Here is a 22,924-nt window from a genome sequence, read left to right on the forward strand (position 1 = left end):
TGTAAATAATTTTATGGAATTGTGATGAAAAACTCTTAATTTGTGCAAATGACGTTATGCAGAAGCAATAAAAAAGGGACCTTTCAGCGAAAAGTCCCCCAATGACATTTGTTAACGATCAATGAATGTGATCATTTCCCGGATGAACGTCACCGTCCGTTTTCAGGGTAGCCAGATCCATCGCGTCAAACTCGTAGTCTGAGCCGCAATAATCACAGTGCATTTCGATTTTCCCGTCAGCTTCCAACATTTCCAAAATTTCTTCATCAGGCAGCGTCAGCAGGGCGCCGGCGCAGCGTTCGCGCGAGCAGGTGCAGCGGAAACAAACGTCCTGCGGCTCATACAGGGTAACTTCTTCCTGATGATACAGGCGATAAAGCACTTCGTTGGCCGGTAGGGTGAACAGCTCTTCTGCTTTGATCGTGGTAGTCAGCTGAGCAAGATTGCTGAATTCCTCCGGATCAGTATCTTCGGCTGGGAGCACCTGCAAAAGCATGCCGCCTGCGGCTGGCTGGCCTTCAATTTCACCGGTACGGATGAAAATGCGGGTCGGCAACTGTTCGGACTGCATGAAGTAGTTTTCCAAACACTCCGCCAGATTTTCGCCTTCCAGGCCGACGACGCCCTGATAGCGCTCGCCAACGCTTGGGGAAATGGTGATGACCATGTAGCCGTTGCCAATCATTTCTTTCAGCGAGCTGCCTTCAGCGATATCACCTTGCAGGCGCGCGATGCCGCGCAGTTCCTGACGGTTATTCCCGTTAATCACCGCCAGTTTCAGCGGGCCGTCGCCTTGCAGCTGAACGGTGATGTCACCGTCAAATTTCAGCGTTGCAGTCAGCAGGCTGGTAGCCACCAGCATTTCGCCCAGAAGATTACGGACTTCTGCCGGGTAATCGTGACCGGCAACGATCTGCTGGAAAGTTTCATTGAGCGCGACCAGTTCACCGCGAACGGCGTGGTTATTGAACAGGTAGCGGTGCAGTTGGTCATGATTGGACATAGTTTTCTCTCTCAGCGGCGATCACTCTTGATCGCCATATTTAAATTTGATCAGGTTGCGGCGTTCCTTTTTATCCGGGCGTCTGTCCGGATGCGGCATCGCATTCATTTTCCGCGCTTCCGAGATTTTCGCCCGGTTGGCGATGCTCGCGTCGGTTTCCTGATAAAGCGTCTGCGCTTCTTCCGCACTGCGGCGCTGAGTTGTCAGCCCCAGCACAATGATCGTTTTGGTGTCATTTCCCTGACGAAGGGTGATTTCGGCATTCAGTTCCATCAGCTTGCTGGGTTTTCCACGCTGGCCGTTGTAATGCACTTTGCCGCCGTCAATCATCTCGCGTGCCAGCGCACGGGTCTTATAAAAACGAGCCGCCCAAAGCCATTTATCGAGACGTACTGCATTATCGTCTTCTTCCGTTTTGCCTTTCATTTTTCTCCCCTGAACGTGCCGGTATTACCTGCCCGGGCCTGCCACGGGGTCAATCGAAGGCAACAGGCTGCGGAAGTCATTAATCGAGGGATGACCCTGAAATGACTTGTCTGCCATAGTGGAATCCGGATTTTCTATACCCAGACAATAGCGGATACCGAAGGTTTTTGCCGCATTCAGGATAGCTTCACCGTCGTCGACAAATAATGTTCTCTCAGGATTAAAACCGGTCTTTTGTTGCACCGCGGACCACAATCGCTGATCTTCCTTCGGATAACCAAATGTGTGGGTGGAAAGTAATAAATCAAGGTGCTGATCCAGGCCGGTATGTTCAATTTTAACCGAAAGGCTGTGCGGATGCGCATTGGTCAGCAAAATGGTCTGGCGTCCGGATTGTCGCAAATGCGTCAGGAAAGGCACCGTATCGTCACGTAAACGCGCGTTTTTGCCTATGTTGGTCGTCATCTGGTAAATATCAAGATCTAACCGTTCGCTCCAGTAATCAAAGCAATACCAGTTCATGGTGTGCTGAACGGCGAGGTATTCGTCATGAATAATCTGGCGTGCATTCTCAAGAGGAATGGCGCGTTGCTGGCTGAGCGCCAGCGGCACATCCTGCAACCAGAACTGGCTGTCGAAGGCCAGATCCAGCAGCGTGCCGTCCATATCAAGTAAAACGGTATCGATGTTGTTCCAGTCAAAATCAGGGGGCATGACAACTCCATGTCCTGGCGGCTGGATGGACGTCGGGCGGCGCAGGAACGAATGATGAAAAGCAGGGAAGGGCGTCAGGGTAACATAATCACTCACGGTGGCGCAGTGCCACCGTGAGTTTTTCAACCGGGATTATGGGCCGGCATCGGCATCAGCGTGGGGTGAAAGCAAGAGTTGTAATATTGCTGAATGTCGTCGATACGGCGTTTATCTTTAACGAAGCGGCGGACAAACAGAACGGTATTCACCAGCAGAACCCCGATGAGCAGGAACAGCAGTAAACTGGTACCCAGATAGCGCCATAGCGTCGAAATATCCGGCTCGCTGTGCAGTGAAATATGACGGGTTCCGTTGGCATCAATGCTGATACTGGTAATCACGCCCTGCGCGCTGAACGGCGTATGCAGCAGCATTGACGAAAGATGTTGCAGCTGTTTCCACTGATCCTGTGCCGGATTTCCGGATAACCCGGCTTGCGGCACCGGCATTTCAATAAGCTGATGTCCTTCATCATTGCTGATCAAAAAGCCTCCCGGCGGCGGGCTGTTCAGGCTGTCTGCAGCGCGGCGGGTTTCCTGAATAAAGAACGAAGACGTAGCGTTGTTAACCAGCTCACTCAGGGATTGCGCACTGACCGGGCGCAGCAAGACGTTTATCCCTTGCAATGAACCGGCTTTCGCGCGTTTTACTAATGCGTTCCAGTTATTGGAGTTACCCAGATTGACCAGCGCATTTTTCAGACGCACACAGTCATTGCTCTTACCGCATAGCGTTTCGGTTTTCAAAACGATATCCGCGAAATCATCGAGCAGGATCATGCCGGATTTTTCAATGGCGGTCGCCAGTTGCGGGTTGATGTTTTGTTCCGGGCTTTCCCCCGGATGCATCTGGTTATTCACCGTGGTCTGCAACGCGGTGGCGGCATCAATAATTTCAGACTGCGGAACGGGCAGCGGCGTCGCGGTATTCCAGTAAATCCCGGAGCAGTCAAAAGGCATATAACTGGAAGCCGTGCGGCTGGCGGACGGCGGGACGTAGCACATTCCGGTGCCCTGCACTTTCAGGGTATCACCGACGCGCAATGCCGTTTTTTCCAGTTCCTGCACGCTGTTGACCTGAGAACTTTGTGCGCCCTGAAGCCACGCCATGCTGAGTTTTAAAGGCAAGCCGAGAGGGACATAAACCAGTAAAACCAGCAGCAGGAGGAAAGCGCAGGTTGCCAGCACCAGATTTTTACCCCAAAGCTGGAGCGGGTATTTTTTCACTTCTTCATGCAGCGACAGATAGCTTCCCTGACGAACAACCTGGCTGTTCATATACACTTCGACGTCAGTCGGTTGTCCTAAGTCACGGCCGATATAAGGCTGCCAGTGCGGCGGATAAACCAGATCGACAGCACCCAGTGAAATGTTACTGATATCGCCCTGCTTGGATTCGCCAAACAGACCCCAGCGTTTAGGTAAGCCGCGCAGGCAGTGGATTTCCTTACGATTTTTACCTAAACGTTCGGACGCCAGCCGCCAGATGACCCATGCCACCAGACAGGCAGAAAGTGTCAGCAGCCAGGGCAGCAACATGACCGGGCTTTGCAGCGTGATAAATAACAGAAGAAGCGCGCCGGAGATAGCCAGCGCTTCTTTCACGCCGTTAGAACGGGTCAGCGCGTGCTCTTCCCGCGTTTCCCTGCGCACTTTTACCAGCTCGATATGTTCGCTTTCTTCATGACGAATCGAGGCATTTTGCGGCTGTGAGGGGATAACGGCAGAAACAGGCGCGGGCCCTTCGTAAATGTGATCGGCCAGCGTGTGACCGTTGAGCGAAATCACCAGCGGCATGGTTTGGGTTTTGATCAGCTCAACCAGATTTTCCTGAGCAATATATTGCTCCCAGAAAGGGGGGAGATGGATTTCAGTGGCGTCCAGGAAATAGCGCCATTTATTGGGATCTTCGCTGGCGACACCATAGCGCGTGATCGCTTTTGTCACGCTGTAGACATGCTCACTTTTTGTCGTCAGGGTGAGCTTATCGCGCAGGATAATCAGATCATTGCGGTGGGTAATTGGCGTCTGACCGAGCCCTTCATTCTGACGAAGATAGCGTTCGACAGCGTCGCGCTCTTTCTGTGAAAGTTTCCGCTGGCTGGGTGTGGGGAATCGCACGACGGACTCGTCGCGTTGGCGACGACGCATTACAAGCCAAAAATAAGACCCTGTGGCAATGATTGCGATACACAACAAAACCAGTGTCACGACTACTGTGCTCATCCGATCCCCGTTCAGACGTGGGTGACTTACGTCAACTCTGTGAAAGTATTATACATAAACGAAATGCACATTTTGCGCGCGGCGGCCTTTTTGATAGGAATTTTATTATTATTTACCTGAATAGTGTGCACAAAAACACCAATGTAAAGGATACCGGTAATTGTGAAGTTCAGGGTATCGGTATAATCCTATTTTGATATGGGTGTGTTTTTGTTAAAGCAAAAGTGTGACACCGGTAAGTCAACGCGTCTTTTTAAACCGGGCGGGCGTGCTTTTTAAGCAAAAATTCTTGCTAAAGGGAGCGGCGGCACGGATGTTATTCTGTAAATATTGCGATTCTGGCCCGCATTAACGCACAATGACTTCTGCAAGCGGCTTTTTAATTGTAAAACGAACCCGTTAGAACGCCTCTGGTCAGGTGAATAATAAGCTGGGGATGAAATGACACAACACCTGCAAAAACCGAAAATCCTGAAGGTGGAAACCGTTGCCCGTTCGCGTTTGTTCACCATTGAATCCGTCGAACTGGCTTTCAGCAATGGCGCCGAGCGCGTCTATGAGCGCATGCGCCCTTCTGAACGCGAAGCGGTGATGATTATCCCGGTCATTGACGATGAGCTGGTGCTTATCCACGAATATGCCGTGGGGATCGAAAGCTACGAACTGGGATTTCCTAAAGGGCTCATTGATGCCGGTGAAGGTGTGCTTGAAGCGGCGAACCGCGAACTGATGGAAGAGGTCGGTTTTGGCGCACGACACTTTGATGTGCTGGCAAAACTGACCATGGCTCCGTCGTATTTCTCGAGCCGCATGAATATCGTCATCGCCAAAGATTTGTATCTGCAAAGTCTGGAAGGTGATGAGCCGGAGCCTCTGCCGCAAACCCGCTGGCCGGTTTCGCGCATGATGGAACTGCTGCAACATCCTGATTTTTGCGAGGCACGTAACGTCAGTGCGCTATTCCTCGCGCATGATTTCCTGACGCGTAACGCGCGCTAAACGGGAACCACATCCAAAAAAAAAGCCGGTCGTGCATTATGCAGACCGGCTTTTTATTATCCGGCAGTTTGCACCGGACAACTTATTCTTTCACGCCATCAGAACAGTTCGTGTTCCTGACCATTATCCATAATGGTTGTTCCGACCTCATGAACCGCATGTTCAGTCGGCTGCGTTCCGTCGATGAAGTATTCCGGACGGCTGTTACCCCCGCCGTCGGACAACTTACCGGTGCTCTTATCGATGGTTACCGTGACAATGCCCGGAGGCGGCGTCTGCGGTTGTTCAGGCACGCCTTCCAGCACGGATTTCATATAATCATCCCACGCAGGCTGTGCGCTCTTCGCCCCACCTTCATAGCCTGAAATCTGATCCGGGATCGCACCAGAAGCCGTTGTGCGGCCTAAATCACGGCGATGATCGTCGAAACCAATCCAGACAGACGTCACCACTTCCGGGCCGCCGTATCCGGAGAACCAGGCATCTTTCGAGCTGTTGGTCGTGCCGGTTTTGCCGCCAATATCATGACGCTTCAAATCACGTCCTGCGCGCCAGCCTGTTCCCATCCAGCCCGGTTCCCCGAAGATGTTGGAGTTCAGGGCGTCGCTGATCAGGAATGACAGCGGTGCGCTGATAACGTGAGGTGCGTATTGCTGCGCGGCATCAACCTGTGGCGAGTTCGGCGGAACCTGTTCCAGCTGCGGAGTTGGTACGCTGACATTGTTGTTCGACGTAGACGTTGCCACGTTTTCAACATTGTCATCCGACAGCACGGCAGATTTCTGAGTTTCGCCGTAGATCACCGGAATATTACAGGTGCGGCAGGCAATTTTCGGTTTCGCTTCAAACTGCACCTGACCGGATTCATCCACGATTTTGGTGATGAAATACGGATCAACCAGGAAGCCGCCGTTGGTCAGCGTCGCATAACCACGCACAACCTGGAGCGGGGTGAATGAAGCCGAGCCCAGCGCCAGGGATTCGGAGTGAACGATGTTCGCTGCCGGGAAGCCGAAGCGCTGCAGGTATTCTGCCGCGTAATCCACACCCATCGCACGCATCGCACGCACCATCACCACGTTCTTGGATTCACCCAGCCCCTGACGTAAACGAATCGGGCCGTAATACGTAGGCGGTGAGTTTTTCGGACGCCAGTCAGTGCCCGCACCGGCATCCCAGCGGGTAATCGGCATGTCGTTGAGGATAGTTGCCAGTGTCAGGCCCTTATCCATCGCGGCGGTATAGAGGAACGGTTTGATGTTCGAACCGAGCTGACGCACCGCCTGATTAGCACGGTTAAATTTGCTCTGGTTGAAGTCAAAACCGCCGACCAGCGCTTCAATCGCACCGTCCGTTGAGTTCAGGGAAACAATGGCCGAGTTGACGTCAGGAACCTGCGCCAGCCACCAGTCATCGCCCACTTTACGCACCCAAACCTGCTGACCGGGCTGAACCACGTCGGAAACGCGTTTCGGCGTCGGGCCCTGCGCGGTGTCGCTGCGATAAGGACGCGCCCAGCGCATGCCGCTAAAGGGCAGGCTGATCACGGCGCGATTCGACATCGTGGCAGTGGCCTGAGCGTCATCTGTTGCCGTGATTACCGCCGGGAACAGCGGGCCATAAACCGGCAGCGTTTTCAGAGACTGCACAATCTTGTTCTCGTCCCACGCGGGCTCGCCGACTTTCCACAACTGATTTGACGGGCCGCGGTAGCCATGACGCATGTCGTAGTTCATCACGTTGGTGCGCAAAGCTTCCTGCGCGGCCAGCTGCGTTTTTTTGGTAATGGTGGTGTAAACCATATAGCCATCGTTATAGGCGTTATCGCCATAACGTTTCACCATCTCCTGACGCACCATTTCAGTCAGATACGGCGCGGAGAATTCAATGTGCGGGGCATGATAATTCGCCACCAGAGGCTCTGCACGTGCCTGATCGTACTGCGCCTGCGTGATGTATTTCTCATCAAGCATACGGGCCAGCACGGTATTCCGGCGGGCCAGAGAACGGTCATGGGAATAAAGCGGGTTGAAGGTTGACGGCGCTTTAGGCAGACCGGCAATCACCGCCATTTCACTGAGCGTCAGCTGATCGACGTTTTTACCGAAATAAACCTGCGCTGCGGCACCGACGCCATAGGCGCGATAACCGAGGTAGATCTTGTTCAGATACAGCTCAAGGATTTCATCTTTGGACATCATCTGTTCGATACGGATGGCCAGAAAAGCTTCCTTGATTTTACGGGTCAGCGTGCGTTCAGGGCTGAGGAAGAAGTTACGGGCTAACTGCTGAGTAATGGTACTCGCGCCCTGTGAGGCGTGACCAGACACCAGCGCAACGGAAGCCGCACGGAAAATACCGATCGGGTCCACGCCGTGATGTTCATAGAAACGACTGTCTTCTGTTGCGATAAACGCATGCACCATCTCCGGTGGGATCTGGTCAAGTTTCAGTGGGATACGGCGCTTTTCACCGTACTGGGCGATCAAATCACCTTCAGCACTGAAAACTTGCATCGGTGTTTGCAAGCGCACGTCTTTAAGCGTGGCGACGTCGGGAAGCTGAGGCTCGATATATTTATACAAACCGAAGATCGAGGCCGCTCCCAGCAAAATGCAACACACTGCAAGAATCAATAAATACTTTACGAACTTCACCTGAGATTTCCCATTAAGTGTCAATTGGGCAGTTTATAAACAACCGCGCGGTAGTATAAAGGCAAGCCAGCAACATGGATACGTTCTTTTATTTACCTGACAATATGGAGATTGGACGAAAATGCGACTACAAGCATGGCAGGTAGGTCTGGATATTCAAGCCGGTTTTGCCCGTGCGATTGCCGTTCAGCGGCGGCGGCATGGCTGGCAATTACGTCACTGGTGGCAACATCCCTTGCCCGATTTCACATTGCGGGAGGGGATATTACATGAGACCGCGCCGCTGATCGCCATTTTATCGTGCTGGCGAAAAACCCTACCGGAAACTATTTCGCTGCGAATAAGTCTTCCTGCACAAAGGATTATGCAACAGCGCATGGCCGAGCCGGACAGCCGTTTACGCGAACCCGCCCGCAGCGCATTTATCTTTACCAGCGCCGCCAAACAGTTTCCGCTGAGCATGGAACACCTGGTGATGGATTACCGCGCTGACCCTCATGGCGATAATCAGATTGTCGTGACGGCGGCGCGTCAGCAGGAAATTGAACAATGGATGACCTGCATGGCTCAGGCGCGTCTGTTTCCCGATACCATCGAACTCGCCCCCTGTGCGCTGCACGTTGCCGCGCATGCCGCCGGGCTTCCGGGGGATGCGTTGCTTGTCCATCCGCTGGATGACGCTTTCCTGTGGGTTTCTCCGCACAGCCTGCCTTTTCAGTTTGGCCTGTTTTCTCACGGAGAAATCGAAACTGATTCCTCCTTGTTAGAAAAAGTACGTTCTCAATATCGCGCAGCCACATTGTGCAGCCGTGACGTGTTTTTTAGTGGTGAATCACCGCAATCGCTGATGCAGAACTGGTCGCCACTGAGTGCTATCGGTCAGCTGTCTGCGCCGCTTCCGGCCAACCCCGGCGCATTTGCTCCCGCTGTCGGACTGGCGCTCAGGCAGGCAGATTACTGATGCTGCAGGTTAACTTCATGCCGTGGCGCACATTGCGCCGTCAGCGCCTTTTGCGCTACTGGCTCAGGCTTTTCGTGAGTGTGCCTGTCTGTGTGATATGCGGCGTTTTCTGTCTGTCGCTTTTTATGCTTCAGGAACGAGCGCTGTTGCAGGTGCATTTATCTGCACTGGCTTCCTGCGTGCAAAAGTTATCGCTTCAGCAACGCCGTGTGACCTCTGCGCTGGCTGAGCACAAAGTCATCGCCGAAAAACGTGCCGCGAGCCAGCAGCGCAGACAGGCCAGCCTGAACGATCTGCAACTTATGGTTCTGCTGTCGGTGCAGATCCCGGCGGAAGTCTGGCTGAGCGAGCTGACTGAACATCAGGGGCAACTGACGTTAAAAGGAGGGGGGCGTTTTTATCACGACATTCTGGCCTTCAGCGAAAGGCTGAGCGCCAGCCCGTTGCTGAGGGATGTTCATCTGTCGAACGTTGAGCAGCAACCTGATCATGCGCTGAGTTTTGTGCTGACAACCCGTTTTCAACCGAAGAATGCTGTACCGGCTAATGAGGTGTTGCCACGATGACGACATTCTCCGCGTACCTTGAACCGCTGATGGAAAAACCGGGCTGGCAACGTCTTGCGGCACTGGCTGGATGCGCACTGGTGCTCGTTCTGATGTGTTATCAGTTTTTGCTCCGGGGCTTATGGCTTGAGCAAACAGAATTAAAGCAGCAAACCGAAGCGCAGCAACTGACGTTTTCGCGGGCGCAGGCGACATTATTACACGCCCCGGCGCTAGACAGTCTTGAGCCTTCGCTAAAGGAAAATACGCCGGAGGAACAGCCGCGTTTGCCGCTTGAGCAGCAATTTTCACAGTCGTTAAAAGATGCACAAGCCACGTTGATCCGCTGGCAGCCTGCGACCGAAATGTCAGCAGCGTCACAGGGAGAATTGCAGCTCAAATTATCCTTCAGTAGTCTGATGAATTTTCTGTCAGCACTTCAGCAGCAGCCGGAACCGCCCGCATTCAGTGAACTGATTCTGCAATCTGCCGGAAGTGAAATGACGGCGTCTGTTTTACTGACACAAACGACGGGTCTGGAATTTCTTCCTGAAAATGCTATCACTGCGGTGACACAGCGAGATCCGTTCGCTGTGGCCGCTTCATCGTCCTGCACAACCGCCGTTCAACCGCTTTTGTGGCGGTTAAGCGGTGTTTATTATGCCGGTGAGCAGCTTTCCGGCTGGCTGCTTTCACCGGAGGGACGATGGACCCGTGTTGAAACGGGTACACAGCTCGGCACGCCTGCGTGGACCATCGACAATCTGGACAGCTCACACGCTGAGCTCAGCATGGCGGATCCCCGCTGTGGCGAGCAGCGACAGTCACTTTGGCTTAGCAAAAACACGAATTCTCCAGGGAAAGGAAATTAATGAACAACATCCGTTATCTCTTCGCAGTGTTACTGTTCTGTTCCAGTGGGGTGAAAGCGGCAACGCTGCCAACGGTTTCACTCGAATTCCAGGCCTCTCCGGTTGCGATGGTATTGCAGGCACTTGCGGAAACGCGGGAGTTAAATCTGGTGATAGCGCCGGGCGTCGACGGCCAGATCAGCGTGAAGCTGAAAAATGTCCCCTGGCAGCAGGCGCTGGACATCATTTTGCAAATGAGCCATCTCACCAGCCAGTTGCAGGGGAATGTTTTGCTGGTGTCACCGGTTATCGACCCGCTTGTGCAACAGCAGCAGCGTCAGGACGCCGCAGATCAAATGGCGCAGCAAAGCCCGGTTCTCAGCCTGACGGTGTCGCTGAAATATGCCGATGCAAAAGAAGTTGCGCTTAGCCTGAACGCGCAAAAAGGCTCGCTGCTTTCGCCCAAAGGCAGCGCCACTGCCGATCCCCGCACCAACACACTTTTATTACGTGATACCCGCGAGGCGCTGGATGTCGCAGAACCGTGGGTAAAAGAGATGGATTTACCGCTACAGCAGGTACAACTGGCTGCGCATATTGTCACGATGAACAGCGAAAGTCTGCGCGAACTGGGTGTGCGCTGGGGATTCAACGGAGAAGAGGCCATCACCAAAGCGGTACGCGTCAATAATTTCAATATGGGGATGCCGGTAGAGAACCCGATGTTTGCCGCAGGTTTTAATCTGGCGCACATCAGTGGCCGGATTCTGGATCTGGAACTCACGGCGCTTGAACAGGAAGATAAGGTGGATATCATCGCCAGCCCGCGCCTGCTGACGGCGCACATGCAAACTGCGAGCATCAAGCAGGGCACCGAGATTCCGTATCAGGTTTCAAGCGGTGCCAGCGGTAGTACGTCGGTTGAATTTAAAGAGGCGGTACTCGGCATGGAAGTGACACCGAAAATTCTGCGTGACGGGCGTATCGAGCTGGCGCTGCAAATCAGCCAAAATATGCCGGGGCGAAGCATCAAACAGGCCGAAGGCGAAGCGCTGGCTATAGATAAGCAGGAAATTAAAACGCAGGTGACGGTGAGAGACGGGGAAACCCTCGTGCTTGGCGGGATTTTTCAGCGAAAAAACCAAAAAACAGACACAAAAGTGCCGGTGCTGGGCGACATTCCCGTCATCGGTTCCTTGTTTAAACACCAGTACACGAATGAACAGCGGCGCGAGTTGGTGATTTTCATCACTCCGACCTTAATCCGTACCCAATAAACGGGTATTCTGACTTAACTGAAATTGCACAATAACGTTGAGCGCATGCAACTTTTTGTGTCGTGAGAGGCTTCTGAGTTTGACGCTGCCGTCGATTTAGCTTACAAGGGTTACCGAATTGAGCACCGTGATCTTTTTATTACGACAGACACGCCGATAAAAACGTACGGTTTCCCTCCTGCGGCGTGCAAAGTGATTTATTCGGTTGCCAAACTACCAAGAGTGTTGAGATAATTTTTTTCTGATCTCGCACTATATCGCTCATGAGGTTTCAGTTTAGGTCCCGCCGCTGATTTGATTGGCGGGGCGGGTTATCATCAACGAATTGTCTTAGTAATACCGAAAAACATGGCAGAGAAACGCAATATCTTTCTGGTTGGGCCTATGGGTGCCGGCAAAAGCACTATTGGTCGACAGTTAGCTCAGCAACTCAATATGGAGTTTTTCGACTCCGATCACGAAATTGAGCGACGTACCGGAGCTGATGTGGGCTGGGTATTTGATTTAGAAGGCGAAGACGGATTCCGCGACCGCGAAGAAAAAGTGATCAACGAACTGACAGAAAAACAGGGCATTGTTCTGGCAACTGGTGGGGGTTCCGTTAAATCACGTGAAACCCGTAACCGTTTGTCAGCGCGTGGCGTTGTCGTCTATCTTGAAACTACCATCGAAAAACAACTGGCGCGTACACAACGCGACAAAAAACGTCCATTATTACAAGTGAGTGCTCCGCCACGTGAAGTGCTTGAAGCACTGGCGAAGGAACGCAATCCTTTGTATGAAGAGATTGCCGACGTCACTATTCGTACCGATGATCAAAGCGCCAAAGTCGTGGCTAACCAGATTATTAACATGCTGGAAAGTAACTGATTCTTGGTTCCAATCATCGCCTGAGGGTGTCAGCTAAAAAGGTTACAAAGCACGACATGGAGAGGATTACCGTAACGTTAGGGGAGCGTAGCTACCCCATTACGATTGCTGCCGGATTGTTCCACGATCCGGCTTCTTTTATGCCGGTAAAGGCAGGCGATCAGGTCATGATAGTGACCAATGAAACGCTTGCTCCTCTCTATCTGGACGCTATCCGTTCAGTTCTGGAGCAGGCAGGCGTTCGTGTTGATCAGGTGATACTACCTGATGGTGAACAATACAAATCCCTGACTGTTCTGAATGACGTGTTTTCCGCGCTGCTCGAAAAGCCGCACGGACGTGATACCACGCTTGTCGCCCTTGGTGGCGGCGTAGTCGGTGATTTAACCGGCTTCGCTGCTGCCAGTTATCAACGCGGTGTGCGCTTTATTCAGGTGCCAACCACGTTGCTGTCTCAGGTTGATTCTTCCGTCGGCGGTAAAACGGCGGTAAACCATCCACTCGGAAAAAACATGATCGGCGCGTTTTATCAACCTGCGTCGGTGGTGGTTGATCTCGACTGTCTGCGAACGCTGCCTGCCCGTGAAATGTCATCGGGTCTCGCGGAAGTTATCAAATACGGCATTATTTTGGATGCCGATTTCTTTGTCTGGCTTGAAGACAACATGGACGCATTGCTGGCGCTGGATATGAACGCGCTGGCTTATTGCATCCGTCGTTGCTGCGAGCTGAAAGCTGAGGTTGTGGCTGCCGATGAACGCGAAAATGGTATGCGCGCCTTACTGAATCTGGGCCATACTTATGGCCATGCTATTGAAGCAGAAATGGGTTATGGCAACTGGTTGCACGGCGAAGCCGTCGCGGCAGGTATGGTGATGGCGTGTTATACCGCGCATCGCCTCGGGCAATTTAGCCTGGGAGATATCGCCCGGGTCAAAGCGTTGTTAACCCGCGCGGGTTTACCGGTTGCAGGCCCGCAGGTCATGGAAGCGCAGTCTTATCTGCCGCACATGATGCGAGATAAGAAAGTACTGGCTGGCGAGCTGCGTCTGGTTTTACCTAAAGCAATTGGTCAGTCTGAAGTGCGCTCCGGCGTATCGCATGAAATGGTGCTGGCTTCGATTGAAGATTGCCGTTAAGACTGCGGCCATGATTTTGGCCAGATAACGACCGATTTTACCAATGCCCAGCAAAGCTTTATTTTTTAGTCAGGATAGTTGCTCCGCCTAAAACCTGTTTCAGGTTTTTAGCCGGGTTGGAGGTTTTAGATGGATGATTTAACACCGGAAGACGATCTCAAACCAGACACCAGCGATCGCCGCCCACCGCGCGCACGCAAACCGTCTCCTTCCATTCCAAAGGTTCCTGTGAATCGTCAGTACGTGATGATCGGCATTGGTATTGTGGTGCTGGTATTGCTGATTGTCGGCATCGGTTCCGCGATGAAGTCGCCAACGACTACTCCATCCGCACAGCAGAACAACGGGCCTAAAGATATTAATCTCGCGGGCAACGACCTTGCGGGCAACAATGCCGCCGCTCCGGCTCAACCTTCTGCGCAAGCTCAGGCGAATACGGCGCAGGCGGCTAACGGCCAGCAACCTCAGAGCATTGGTTTACCGCCAGTTTCTTCCACACCGACTGAAGCGCAGCCTCTGCCAGATACCGGGCAGAAAGAGCGTGTCGATTTGCCGGGCGATATGGGCGATGCCTTATCTTCCCAGCAGAATCAGGTAGATGGCGTAGCGCAGGGCAGCATGACGCCCGGTGCCCAGTCACTGACCTCTTTACCGACAGCTCCGGCAACGGTGAATGGTTCGGCGCGGACTCAGATGCCTGCGGCCTCTCAGCCAGCAGCAACGCATACACGCCCTGCACAGACAGCGCGTAATACTCAATCTGCTCATACCGCGAAACCGGCTGAACACAAAACGGCGTCAACGTCATCGCAGACCGCGAAGTCTCAGCCTCAGGCGACGAAATCTCCTGCGAAACATCCGTCAGCCGCACCGGCTGTCTCAGCCCCTGTTGTTGCTTCCGGCAGCGCATCTGCGATTAAGTCTGCTCCGGGTTCGCATTTTACCCTGCAATTGAGCGGTGCTTCTCAGTCAAGTACGTTGAACGCGTTCGCCAGACAGCAGGGTCTGAAAAATTATCTGGTTTATCAGACAGCCCGCGACGGGAAGCCGTGGTTTGTGCTGGTCAGTGGTAATTACGCCTCTTCCGCAGAGGCTAAACGTGCCATTTCCAGCTTGCCTGCGGAAGTTCAGGCGAAAAAACCGTGGGTCAAACCTGTACACCAGGTACAGCAAGACCTGAAAAAATGAATCTGATCTCAACGCGATTTGCTGTCTAAAAACAGGATACAATCCGCGGCTGTGAATTGTATAAGTAGCTAACTGACGGCATGAAGAAGAACCGCGCGTTTTTGAAGTGGGCTGGCGGCAAATACCCGCTGATTGATGACATAAGACGTCATCTTCCAGCGGGAGATTGTTTGATAGAGCCTTTTGTTGGCGCGGGTTCGGTATTTTTGAATACCGAGTATGACGCTTATATTCTGGCAGACATCAACAGCGACCTGATCAATCTCTATAACATCGTGAAAATGCGTACCGAAGAATTCGTACGCGACGCCCGTGTGCTTTTCACGCCTGAATTTAATGAATCAGATCGTTTTTACGCACTGAGGGCTGAGTTTAATGCCAGCAGCGATCCTTATCGTCGTTCGGTACTTTTCCTCTATCTCAACCGACATTGTTACAACGGCCTTTGTCGTTATAACCTCAGTGGTGCGTTTAATGTCCCGTTCGGACGCTATAAAAAGCCGTATTTCCCTGAAGAAGAGCTCCACTGGTTTGCGGAAAAAGCCCGCAATGCGGTGTTTGTTTGCGAGCATTATCAGGACACTTTGCTGAAAGCGCAGTCGGGTTCGGTGGTGTATTGTGATCCCCCTTATGCACCGCTTTCGGCGACGGCCAATTTTACGGCGTACCACACCAACAGTTTTAGTATGGAAGATCAGCGCAATCTGGCGCGGCTGGCGTATCAGCTTTCCAATGAAAATAATGTGCCGGTGCTGATTTCCAACCATGAAACTCCGCTGACGCTGGAATGGTACGCAGAGGCGAAACAACTGCACCGCGTCTCGGCGCGCCGGACCATCAGCAGCAAAGTTGCCCAACGCAGCATGGTAAATGAACTTTTAGCGTTATATCGCTGATTACCGGGTAGCCGGTGATCATCTGGTAACCTTATCGTTTGGAGAAGCGGATGAAACAGTTTTTGATTGCACCGTCCATTCTATCGGCTGACTTTGCCCGTTTGGGTGAGGACACGGCGAAAGCATTGGAAGCTGGCGGAGATGTCGTCCATTTTGATGTGATGGACAATCACTACGTCCCGAATTTAACGATGGGGCCGATGGTCCTCAAATCATTACGCAATTACGGCATCACGGCGCCTATCGACGTGCATCTGATGGTGAAACCGGTCGATCGTCTGATCCCGGATTTTGCAGAAGCCGGCGCGTCTTACATCACTTTCCATCCTGAAGCCTCAGAGCACGTTGACCGTTCGCTGCAACTGATTAAAAGCCACGGCTGCAAAGCCGGTCTGGTTTTCAACCCGGCGACGTCCCTGAGTTATCTGGATTATGTCCTGGATAAACTTGATGTAATCTTGCTGATGTCCGTCAACCCGGGCTTTGGCGGTCAGTCATTTATTCCCGGCACGCTAGATAAACTGCGCCAGGTTCGCAAAATTATCGATGACAGCGGTTACGACATTCGCCTCGAAATCGATGGCGGCGTGAAAGCCGAGAATATCCGCGAAATCGCCGCAGCCGGTGCAGACATGTTCGTCGCCGGTTCCGCCATCTTTAACCAGCCTGACTACCGCACCGTGATTGACCATATGCGCAGCGAACTGGCTAAGGTCTCCCATGACTGAGCCTCTGGTTGCCCGCGGTATTGCGTTTGATTTAGACGGTACGCTGGTCGACAGCGCGCCGGGCCTTTCCGAAGCGGTTGATCTGGCGCTGCATGATTTTGGTTTACCGGCCGCAGGCGTTGAGCGCCTGAGCACCTGGATTGGTAACGGTGCCGACGTGATGGTTGAACGCGCGGTTCGCTGGGCAGAAGGTGATTTGTCACCGGAATTCCTGCAAAAAGTACGCGATAAGTTTGACCATTACTACGCCGATACCGCCGCTTCAGGCAGCCGTTTATACCCGCAGGTGAAAGAAACGCTGGCCGCGCTGGCGGCTCGGGATCTGCCATTAGGGCTGGTCACCAACAAACCCACGCCGTTTATCGCGCCTCTGCTTGCCTCACTGGGCATCGACAGCTATTTCTCGCTGGTGATTGGCGGCGATGACGTTGTGGTGAAAAAACCGCATCCGGCGCCGGTCTATCTGATGCTGGGAAAACTCGGTCTGCGTGCCAGTGAAATGGTATTTGTTGGCGATTCCCGCAACGATATTCAGTGCGCTCAGGCGGCGGGCTGCCCTTGCGTGGGCATGACTTATGGCTATAACTACGGTGAATCTATCGCGCTGACGAAACCCGATCGCGTGCTGGATCATTTCGCCGACCTTTTGCCCACTCTGGGGCTGTCATCTTTAAAAGATCAGGAAGCATAAAATGAGTAAACCCATCGTATTTAGTGGCGCACAGCCCTCCGGTGAACTGACCATTGGCAACTACATGGGTGCGCTGCGTCAATGGGTTCATATGCAGGACGATTACGAATGCATTTACTGCATCGTCGATTTGCATGCGATCACCGTACGTCAGGATCCCGCTCAGCTACGTAAAGCGACGCTTGATACGCTGGCGCTTTATCTGGCTGTCGGCATTGATCCGAAGAAAAGTACCATCTTCGTGCAGTCTCATGTTCCTGAGCATTCCCAGCTGAGCTGGGCGCTGAACTGTTATACCTATTTCGGCGAGCTGGGTCGCATGACGCAGTTTAAAGACAAATCAGCGCGTTACGAAACGTCCAACAGCGAAAGCATTACCGCGGGTCTGTTTGATTACCCGGTGCTGATGGCTGCTGATATTCTGCTGTACCAGACTAACCAGGTACCGGTCGGTGAAGACCAGAAACAACATCTGGAGCTGAGCCGCGACATCGCCAGCCGCTTCAATGCGCTGTACGGTGATGTGTTTACCGTGCCTGAGCCGTTTATTCCGAAATCCGGTGCCCGCGTGATGTCGTTGCAGGAACCGACCAAAAAGATGTCCAAGTCGGATGACAACCGTAAAAACGTGATCGGCCTGCTGGAAGATCCTAAAGCGGTGTCCAAAAAAATCAAAAGCGCGATGACCGATTCCGAAGAGCCGCCAGTCGTGCGTTATGACGTGAAAAACAAGCCGGGCGTGTCTAACTTGCTGGATATTCTGTCCGGCGTGACGGGTAAGGCGATTCCAGAACTGGAAGCCCAATTCGAAGGCCAGATGTATGGTCATCTGAAAGGTGCTGTCGCTGAAGCCGTAGCCGGTATGCTGACGGAAGTGCAGGAGCGTTATCACCGTTTCCGTAACGACGAAGCTTATCTGCAGGACGTGATGCGCGAAGGTGCTGAGAAAGCCCGCGCACGCGCTAAAGTGACGCTGGCAAAAGCCTATGAAGCTATCGGTTTTGTGACTGCGCCTTAATCGCTGAGTCTATTTGAAAATGAAAAGCCACGCCTTCCGGGACGTGGCTTTTTTGATTTGGATTACCGGGTAAAGAACGCGTTATGAACCGGCGCTGAAGTTGTAGGTAAACGTCGCGTTGTAGCGCCAGTCCCTGGAATTACTGTCGAGTGGCACATCGCCAATGGCCCGCGCGGCTTCTACCGATAACGTGTAGTGACGGTTATCGCCAAACATCACGCCAATCGCATAAGAAGACAGATTCTGTTTCGGTAATCCGGGCTGATTGAATTCGGTGTGCGCACCGTCGATCACCGTGTAAGGCTGAATGGTTTTCAGCCAGATTACCTGTTCCAGATTGTGGATGTAGCGCAGTTCCACCTGGCCGCCGACGCCGTAATCGCCTTGCGCATCGCTGTCCGGATAACCGCGTCCGTAATGCAGCGCGCCAAAATTCACCCGTTCAGGTTCCGGCAAATCATTGTCTGACCAGTCGCCTTCGACCGATGTACTGAGCCGCCATTTTTTGTCGAACAGATATGCCGCGTCGCCGTTAAATTTCCAGCGGGTAAACGACAGGTCGGCATTGGGCGTGGAGTTCGTCGCGCCCAGTCCGTCGATCCCCTGACGGACGTTAAATTTCGTGCTCCAGTATGACTGGTCATATTCGCGATAACCTGCCAGCGTGATCTCCGCCGCCGGATAGCGTATGCGCTGGTTTACTTCCGGCAGCCGGATTCGCTGATTTCCCAGGCTAGCCTGCAAATCGTAATCATATTTTTTGTCGAGATAATCCAGCCCGCCGCTGATCGTCCACTGTTTTTTCCGCGTCAGCTCCAGCGGATAACTGAACACGACGCCGCCGTTGTATTGCGTCTGGGTATTCTGCGAACCGACGTCGATGCCATTCGGCAGCGACAAAATGGTGTTGTAGTCCTTGTCTTTCTGCTGGTAATAACTGCCTTTTAGCTGCATCAGCAGCCCGTCGTCACCGAGATATTGCTGATAATTCAGACCTGCATAGGTTTTCCGCGAGTCGCTTTCCAGCGGAATTAAGGTCGCAATTCCCAGCTGTTCGCCGTAAGTGCTCAGCCCACTGAGCGTGGCGTTGACCACCGCGGAACTGTCGCCTTTACGCGTATCGACCGCAGTTTGAATGTTCCAGTTACGCGGGCGCAACGCCTGCACATTGAGCACGGTAGCGCCGTAGATATTGTCTGGGTTGTTGGCGGAGGCGGTCACTTTGGTGTCTGGCGTGCGCTCCATCAGGAGGGTGTAGCGCTCGAACGTATCCTGGGTCAGCGGTTTATCCGCCATGATGTGTTGCGACAGTTTGCTCAGCCAGCGTCCGACCTGCTGATTATCGCTGTGGATCTGCGTGCCGGAAATATACCCTTCGACCAGCCCGATTTTCACCACGCCATCTTTGAAATTATCCGCCGGAATGTACGCATAAGAGAGCACGAATCCGTCCTGATGATAACGCCGGGTAATTCCGTCCGCGACCGCCAGTAGCTGCGACAGCGGCACTTTCTTGCCGACAAAAGGAGCGAAAGGCGCAGCCAGAGAATCCAGCGGATATTGCGTGCCGCCGACAAACTGAATGTGCTTCACCTCTATCAGCGTCTGAGGCGTCAGGCTGGGGGCGGTTTTTTGTGCGGGCAGTTCGATTTTTTGCGTTTTAGCCGGAGGCTGTGAAATCGGCTGGGCCAGTTTGGCCGGGTTATTTGGGTCAATCAACGTAGGGAACATGTCTGCCGAACTGTAACCAACGACAGAGCCCAGTAACGCCACTATGCAGGATTTTATTCTCATAAACATTCCTTTGAACGCACAGGCAAATGTGGGAACCCGTAGGGAGAAGCCCGCTCCCCGGATGTCCGGACAGCGGGCTTTTTACAACAACGTACTATGGCGTTTTATTCACCTTCAGGCCCAGCCCGCCGGTGACCGTCCCCAGCGTGGTCCCTACGCCCGCAATCAGACCGCCTGATTGTGTGAGCGAAGCGCCTGCGCCTGCTGAAATACCACCGGAATTACTGGCGGTGGTCGTCGTTGTGCTGCTGGCCGGAACCAGAAGCGTACCGGTTTTAGACACTGCCTGGCCGGTATCCGTGACGGCGGTGCCCAGACCCGCCAGCGCCGGTGTGCTGGTAGAAACCTGTGTGCCGACGGAGCTAACCGCGCCGCCCACCTGATTCAGCAAGCCGTTAACAGGCGTACCTAAACCGGTCGCGCCGCCCACGGTTTGCGTGGTGGTTTGTACATTGGCGACAACCGGCGTGACGATGCCAGTCGCAGCCTTAGTGACGCCGGAAAGCGCGCCGCTCTGCACGTTTTGCGCCAGACCGTTGCCGGTCGTGGTGACCAGTGATCCGACGTTATTCACCAGACCGCCCGTCGCGCCAGTTACGCTACCCAGCGGCGTTCCGGCGGTGTTAGCCGCAATGGACGTTCCAAGACCGGATACGCCCGTGCCTAAATCAGCCACGGCTTTTGGTACGCCTGCGACCGTGGTGCCGATGGCATTAGGATTGGTGCCAAACTGACCGACACCGTTTTGAATACCGCTGCCCACGGACGTTACCGCATTCCCGGCACTGTCGATAATGGTCACAACACCGGTTCCTGCCACGGGAACATTACTGATGGGTGTCTGGCTGGCGATACTGCTGACTTGTGTCCCCAGGCCACTGACTGCGCCACCCGCACTGCTCAGGATGGTGCCGGTAGTGAGTGTGGTGGATGTCGATCCTGTTCCTGTTCCTGTTCCTGTTCCGGTACCCGTCCCCGAACCCGTTCCAGTGCCGGTTCCATTGCCTGCGGTGGTGGTTCCGTCACCGGTTGTTGTGGTGCCTGTCCCGGTTCCATTTCCGGCTGTCGTGGTGCCGTCACTGCCTGTTGTTGTCCCGTCTCCGGTCGTTGCCGAGCCGGTGGTGGACGTTTTTGCCGTATGAGAAGAACCGCCGCCGCCACTGCCGCTACAGGCAGCCAGTGACAGGGCGACTAAGATTGCCAAAGCAACCTTGTTAACATGACCAACATGAATGGTATGGCGCATGATTTGACCCTCCACGGGAGATTACGCCACAGTCGGCGCACTTAAAGTCTAAGTTGAAGATTCTGAATATTCCATTTGTGTGGGGTGATTATTTTGGTTTTAAGAGGGTTGCTCTCGAAATTCAGGAATTTTATTCTGTTATAAGAATTTTCTTATAATTAAGGTAGAGAAGTGAAAGTCATATCACTCCTCTGAATTGATTAAAAAAATAAATGGAGTTTTCGGACGGGGAGGTGCGTTACTGCGGCGTTTCGCTGGCAAACCAGTTGAGTTTATGGCGCAGGCTGACCACGCTGCCGACGATAATCAGGCTCGGGCTTTGCACCTGTTTGGCCAGATTTTCGAGGTCAGTCAGGTTTCCGGTGACCACACGCTGCTGCTGGCTTGTGCCGTTTTCGACCAGCGCGACAGGTGTTTGTGCTGGCAGACCATTTTCCAGCAGGCGGCGCTGGATCTCGCGCGCCTGCGTCAGCCCCATATAAAACACCAGCGTTTGCTGACCCTGCGCGAGACATGCCCAGTCGAGCGCGCCGTCCTGTTTGGCGTGACCGGTGATTAACCGGACGCTTTGCGCATGGTCGCGGTGCGTCAGCGGAATGCCACTGTAGGCTGAACAACCTGATGCGGCCGTGATGCCCGGCACGACGGAAAACGCGATGCCCGCGGCCTTAAGTGCTTCCAGCTCTTCGCCGCCACGGCCAAAGATAAACGGATCGCCCCCTTTCAGGCGTACAACGCGCTTACCCATTTGCGCCTGTTCCAGCAGAATTTCGTTGATACGCTCCTGAGGTACGCAATGATGTCCGGCGCGTTTGCCGACGAAAATCCGCTCTGCATCCCGGCGTACCAGATTCAGCACGCCGTCGGAAACCAGTCGGTCGTAAACTACCACGTCGGCCAGTTGCATCTGCTGCAAACCCTTGAGCGTCAGCAGACCGGCATCGCCAGGCCCGGCACCGACCAGAATCACTTCGCCGTGTTTATCCACCGGCTCGCTGAATAATTCTTCGAGATATTGTCCGCTTTGCGCGTCGTCATTATTGGCCAGTGATTGCGCCAGACGATGATGATTAAACAGCTTTTCCCACCATCGGCGGCGGTCGGACATTTCGCTGAACTGCGCTTTGACCCGCGCGCGTAATCCGCCCGCGACCTGCGCCAGTTTGCCCAAATGTTGCGGCAAAATAGATTCCAGACGTTCGCGTAACAAGCGCGCCAGAACCGGCGCATTGCCGCCGGAAGAGACGGCGATCATCAGCGGTGAACGGTCGATAATCGACGGCATGATCACGCTTGCGCTTTCCGGCGCGTCCACCACGTTACAGAAAACGCGGCGTTGCTCGGCGGCTTCGCTGACTTCCTGATTCACTAAATCAGAATCCGTCGCGGCAATGACCAGCCATTTTTCATCCACCAGCAGAGGCGAGAATTCGCCTTTCAGCAGGCGAACTTTGCCTTCGTCTGCCCAAATCTCAAATTGCGACGTGAAGGTGAGGGCGTTGACCGTCAGTTTCGCACCGGCATCCAGCAGCAAACGGGCTTTGCGTTCGGCAACGTCACCGGCGCCCACCAGCAGACAGGCTCTGTTTTTTAACTGACAAAAGAGGGGCAAATAATCCATGACGACGTTCCCGAAAGCAGATAACAACGCCGCCCG

General features: G+C 53.6%; 20 protein-coding genes. 12 read left to right on the forward strand and 8 right to left on the reverse strand.

Annotation, left to right across the window (positions count from 1 at the left end):
- Positions 1-118: 118 nt before the first annotated feature.
- From hslO to ACLBVC_RS12760, 4 genes are all read right to left on the reverse strand, one after another.
- Complete coding sequence (gene hslO / locus ACLBVC_RS12745) at positions 119-1,003, reverse strand: Hsp33 family molecular chaperone HslO (RefSeq protein WP_410149898.1); 885 nt, start codon at positions 1,001-1,003, stop codon at positions 119-121.
- A 21-nt stretch (positions 1,004-1,024) separates the two neighbouring features.
- A complete protein-coding gene (gene hslR, locus ACLBVC_RS12750) occupies positions 1,025-1,429 on the reverse strand; it encodes a ribosome-associated heat shock protein Hsp15 (RefSeq protein WP_410149899.1) in 405 nt (134 codons plus the stop codon).
- Between the two features lie 24 nt (positions 1,430-1,453).
- A complete protein-coding gene (gene yrfG, locus ACLBVC_RS12755; protein WP_410149900.1) occupies positions 1,454-2,143 on the reverse strand; it encodes a GMP/IMP nucleotidase in 690 nt (229 codons plus the stop codon).
- A gap of 122 nt (positions 2,144-2,265) precedes the next feature.
- Entirely contained in the window at positions 2,266-4,407 is a 2,142-nt protein-coding gene (locus ACLBVC_RS12760; protein WP_410149901.1) for an intracellular growth attenuator family protein, read from the reverse strand.
- 441 nt (positions 4,408-4,848) lie between these two features.
- Between ACLBVC_RS12760 and nudE the strand changes: the two genes are divergently transcribed.
- Complete coding sequence (gene nudE / locus ACLBVC_RS12765) at positions 4,849-5,406, forward strand: ADP compounds hydrolase NudE (RefSeq protein ID WP_104923641.1); 558 nt, start codon at positions 4,849-4,851, stop codon at positions 5,404-5,406.
- A 98-nt stretch (positions 5,407-5,504) separates the two neighbouring features.
- On the opposite strand, the gene mrcA is transcribed toward nudE, so the two are convergent.
- A complete protein-coding gene (gene mrcA, locus ACLBVC_RS12770) occupies positions 5,505-8,063 on the reverse strand; it encodes a peptidoglycan glycosyltransferase/peptidoglycan DD-transpeptidase MrcA (protein WP_410149902.1) in 2,559 nt (852 codons plus the stop codon).
- 121 nt (positions 8,064-8,184) lie between these two features.
- On the opposite strand from mrcA, the gene pilM reads away from it, so the two are divergent.
- The 11 genes from pilM to trpS all read left to right on the forward strand — a co-directional run bounded on the left by pilM (position 8,185) and on the right by trpS (position 18,227).
- Complete coding sequence (gene pilM / locus ACLBVC_RS12775) at positions 8,185-9,024, forward strand: pilus assembly protein PilM (RefSeq protein WP_410149903.1); 840 nt, start codon at positions 8,185-8,187, stop codon at positions 9,022-9,024.
- Entirely contained in the window at positions 9,024-9,590 is a 567-nt protein-coding gene (locus ACLBVC_RS12780) for a PilN domain-containing protein (RefSeq protein ID WP_410149904.1), read from the forward strand. The genes pilM and ACLBVC_RS12780 overlap by 1 nt, the downstream gene beginning before the upstream one ends.
- Positions 9,587-10,441, forward strand: coding sequence for a pilus assembly protein PilO (locus ACLBVC_RS12785; RefSeq protein ID WP_410149905.1), 855 nt, complete (start codon positions 9,587-9,589; stop codon positions 10,439-10,441). Before ACLBVC_RS12780 ends, ACLBVC_RS12785 begins: the two co-directional genes overlap by 4 nt.
- On the forward strand, positions 10,441-11,697 hold the full coding sequence (gene hofQ / locus ACLBVC_RS12790) for a DNA uptake porin HofQ (protein ID WP_410149906.1): 1,257 nt from the start codon (positions 10,441-10,443) through the stop codon (positions 11,695-11,697). The genes ACLBVC_RS12785 and hofQ overlap by 1 nt, the downstream gene beginning before the upstream one ends.
- Positions 11,698-12,045: 348 nt before the next feature.
- On the forward strand, positions 12,046-12,567 hold the full coding sequence (gene aroK, locus ACLBVC_RS12795; RefSeq protein WP_104923635.1) for a shikimate kinase AroK: 522 nt from the start codon (positions 12,046-12,048) through the stop codon (positions 12,565-12,567).
- A gap of 56 nt (positions 12,568-12,623) precedes the next feature.
- A complete protein-coding gene (gene aroB / locus ACLBVC_RS12800) occupies positions 12,624-13,706 on the forward strand; it encodes a 3-dehydroquinate synthase (RefSeq protein ID WP_195825419.1) in 1,083 nt (360 codons plus the stop codon).
- A gap of 129 nt (positions 13,707-13,835) precedes the next feature.
- Positions 13,836-14,894, forward strand: a complete 1,059-nt coding sequence (locus ACLBVC_RS12805; protein ID WP_410149907.1) for an SPOR domain-containing protein — start codon at positions 13,836-13,838, stop codon at positions 14,892-14,894.
- 80 nt (positions 14,895-14,974) lie between these two features.
- Complete coding sequence (gene dam / locus ACLBVC_RS12810; RefSeq protein WP_410149908.1) at positions 14,975-15,790, forward strand: adenine-specific DNA-methyltransferase; 816 nt, start codon at positions 14,975-14,977, stop codon at positions 15,788-15,790.
- Between the two features lie 50 nt (positions 15,791-15,840).
- Entirely contained in the window at positions 15,841-16,518 is a 678-nt protein-coding gene (rpe, locus tag ACLBVC_RS12815) for a ribulose-phosphate 3-epimerase (protein ID WP_152327511.1), read from the forward strand.
- On the forward strand, positions 16,511-17,209 hold the full coding sequence (locus ACLBVC_RS12820; RefSeq protein ID WP_410149909.1) for a phosphoglycolate phosphatase: 699 nt from the start codon (positions 16,511-16,513) through the stop codon (positions 17,207-17,209). Before rpe ends, ACLBVC_RS12820 begins: the two co-directional genes overlap by 8 nt.
- A 1-nt stretch (position 17,210) precedes the next feature.
- The gene (trpS, locus tag ACLBVC_RS12825) at positions 17,211-18,227 is read left to right on the forward strand and encodes a tryptophan--tRNA ligase (protein WP_410149910.1); all 1,017 of its coding nucleotides are present in this window, start codon (positions 17,211-17,213) and stop codon (positions 18,225-18,227) included.
- Between the two features lie 81 nt (positions 18,228-18,308).
- Here trpS and ACLBVC_RS12830 read toward each other — a convergent pair whose 3' ends face one another.
- From ACLBVC_RS12830 to cysG, 3 genes are all read right to left on the reverse strand, one after another.
- On the reverse strand, positions 18,309-20,027 hold the full coding sequence (locus tag ACLBVC_RS12830) for a ShlB/FhaC/HecB family hemolysin secretion/activation protein (RefSeq protein WP_410149911.1): 1,719 nt from the start codon (positions 20,025-20,027) through the stop codon (positions 18,309-18,311).
- An 88-nt stretch (positions 20,028-20,115) separates the two neighbouring features.
- On the reverse strand, positions 20,116-21,267 hold the full coding sequence (locus ACLBVC_RS12835) for a collagen-like triple helix repeat-containing protein (protein ID WP_410149912.1): 1,152 nt from the start codon (positions 21,265-21,267) through the stop codon (positions 20,116-20,118).
- Between the two features lie 238 nt (positions 21,268-21,505).
- Entirely contained in the window at positions 21,506-22,888 is a 1,383-nt protein-coding gene (cysG, locus tag ACLBVC_RS12840) for a siroheme synthase CysG (protein WP_410149913.1), read from the reverse strand.
- Positions 22,889-22,924 lie beyond the last annotated feature (36 nt).

The sequence above is a fragment of the Rahnella selenatireducens genome, from assembly GCF_046449555.1.
GTDB lineage: Bacteria > Pseudomonadota > Gammaproteobacteria > Enterobacterales > Enterobacteriaceae > Rahnella > Rahnella selenatireducens.

Excerpts from the sequence above, each read along its gene's own strand:
- hslO (WP_410149898.1), bottom strand. The coding sequence starts at position 1,003 with ATGTCCAATCATGACCAACTGCACCGCTACCTGTTCAATAACCACGCC.
- hslR (WP_410149899.1), bottom strand. The coding sequence starts at position 1,429 with ATGAAAGGCAAAACGGAAGAAGACGATAATGCAGTACGTCTCGATAAA.
- yrfG (WP_410149900.1), bottom strand. The coding sequence starts at position 2,143 with ATGCCCCCTGATTTTGACTGGAACAACATCGATACCGTTTTACTTGAT.
- ACLBVC_RS12760 (WP_410149901.1), bottom strand. The coding sequence starts at position 4,407 with ATGAGCACAGTAGTCGTGACACTGGTTTTGTTGTGTATCGCAATCATT.
- nudE (WP_104923641.1), top strand. The coding sequence starts at position 4,849 with ATGACACAACACCTGCAAAAACCGAAAATCCTGAAGGTGGAAACCGTT.
- pilM (WP_410149903.1), top strand. The coding sequence starts at position 8,185 with ATGCGACTACAAGCATGGCAGGTAGGTCTGGATATTCAAGCCGGTTTT.
- ACLBVC_RS12780 (WP_410149904.1), top strand. The coding sequence starts at position 9,024 with ATGCTGCAGGTTAACTTCATGCCGTGGCGCACATTGCGCCGTCAGCGC.
- ACLBVC_RS12785 (WP_410149905.1), top strand. The coding sequence starts at position 9,587 with ATGACGACATTCTCCGCGTACCTTGAACCGCTGATGGAAAAACCGGGC.
- hofQ (WP_410149906.1), top strand. The coding sequence starts at position 10,441 with ATGAACAACATCCGTTATCTCTTCGCAGTGTTACTGTTCTGTTCCAGT.
- aroK (WP_104923635.1), top strand. The coding sequence starts at position 12,046 with ATGGCAGAGAAACGCAATATCTTTCTGGTTGGGCCTATGGGTGCCGGC.
- aroB (WP_195825419.1), top strand. The coding sequence starts at position 12,624 with ATGGAGAGGATTACCGTAACGTTAGGGGAGCGTAGCTACCCCATTACG.
- ACLBVC_RS12805 (WP_410149907.1), top strand. The coding sequence starts at position 13,836 with ATGGATGATTTAACACCGGAAGACGATCTCAAACCAGACACCAGCGAT.
- dam (WP_410149908.1), top strand. The coding sequence starts at position 14,975 with ATGAAGAAGAACCGCGCGTTTTTGAAGTGGGCTGGCGGCAAATACCCG.
- rpe (WP_152327511.1), top strand. The coding sequence starts at position 15,841 with ATGAAACAGTTTTTGATTGCACCGTCCATTCTATCGGCTGACTTTGCC.
- ACLBVC_RS12820 (WP_410149909.1), top strand. The coding sequence starts at position 16,511 with ATGACTGAGCCTCTGGTTGCCCGCGGTATTGCGTTTGATTTAGACGGT.
- trpS (WP_410149910.1), top strand. The coding sequence starts at position 17,211 with ATGAGTAAACCCATCGTATTTAGTGGCGCACAGCCCTCCGGTGAACTG.
- ACLBVC_RS12830 (WP_410149911.1), bottom strand. The coding sequence starts at position 20,027 with ATGTTTATGAGAATAAAATCCTGCATAGTGGCGTTACTGGGCTCTGTC.
- ACLBVC_RS12835 (WP_410149912.1), bottom strand. The coding sequence starts at position 21,267 with ATGCGCCATACCATTCATGTTGGTCATGTTAACAAGGTTGCTTTGGCA.
- cysG (WP_410149913.1), bottom strand. The coding sequence starts at position 22,888 with ATGGATTATTTGCCCCTCTTTTGTCAGTTAAAAAACAGAGCCTGTCTG.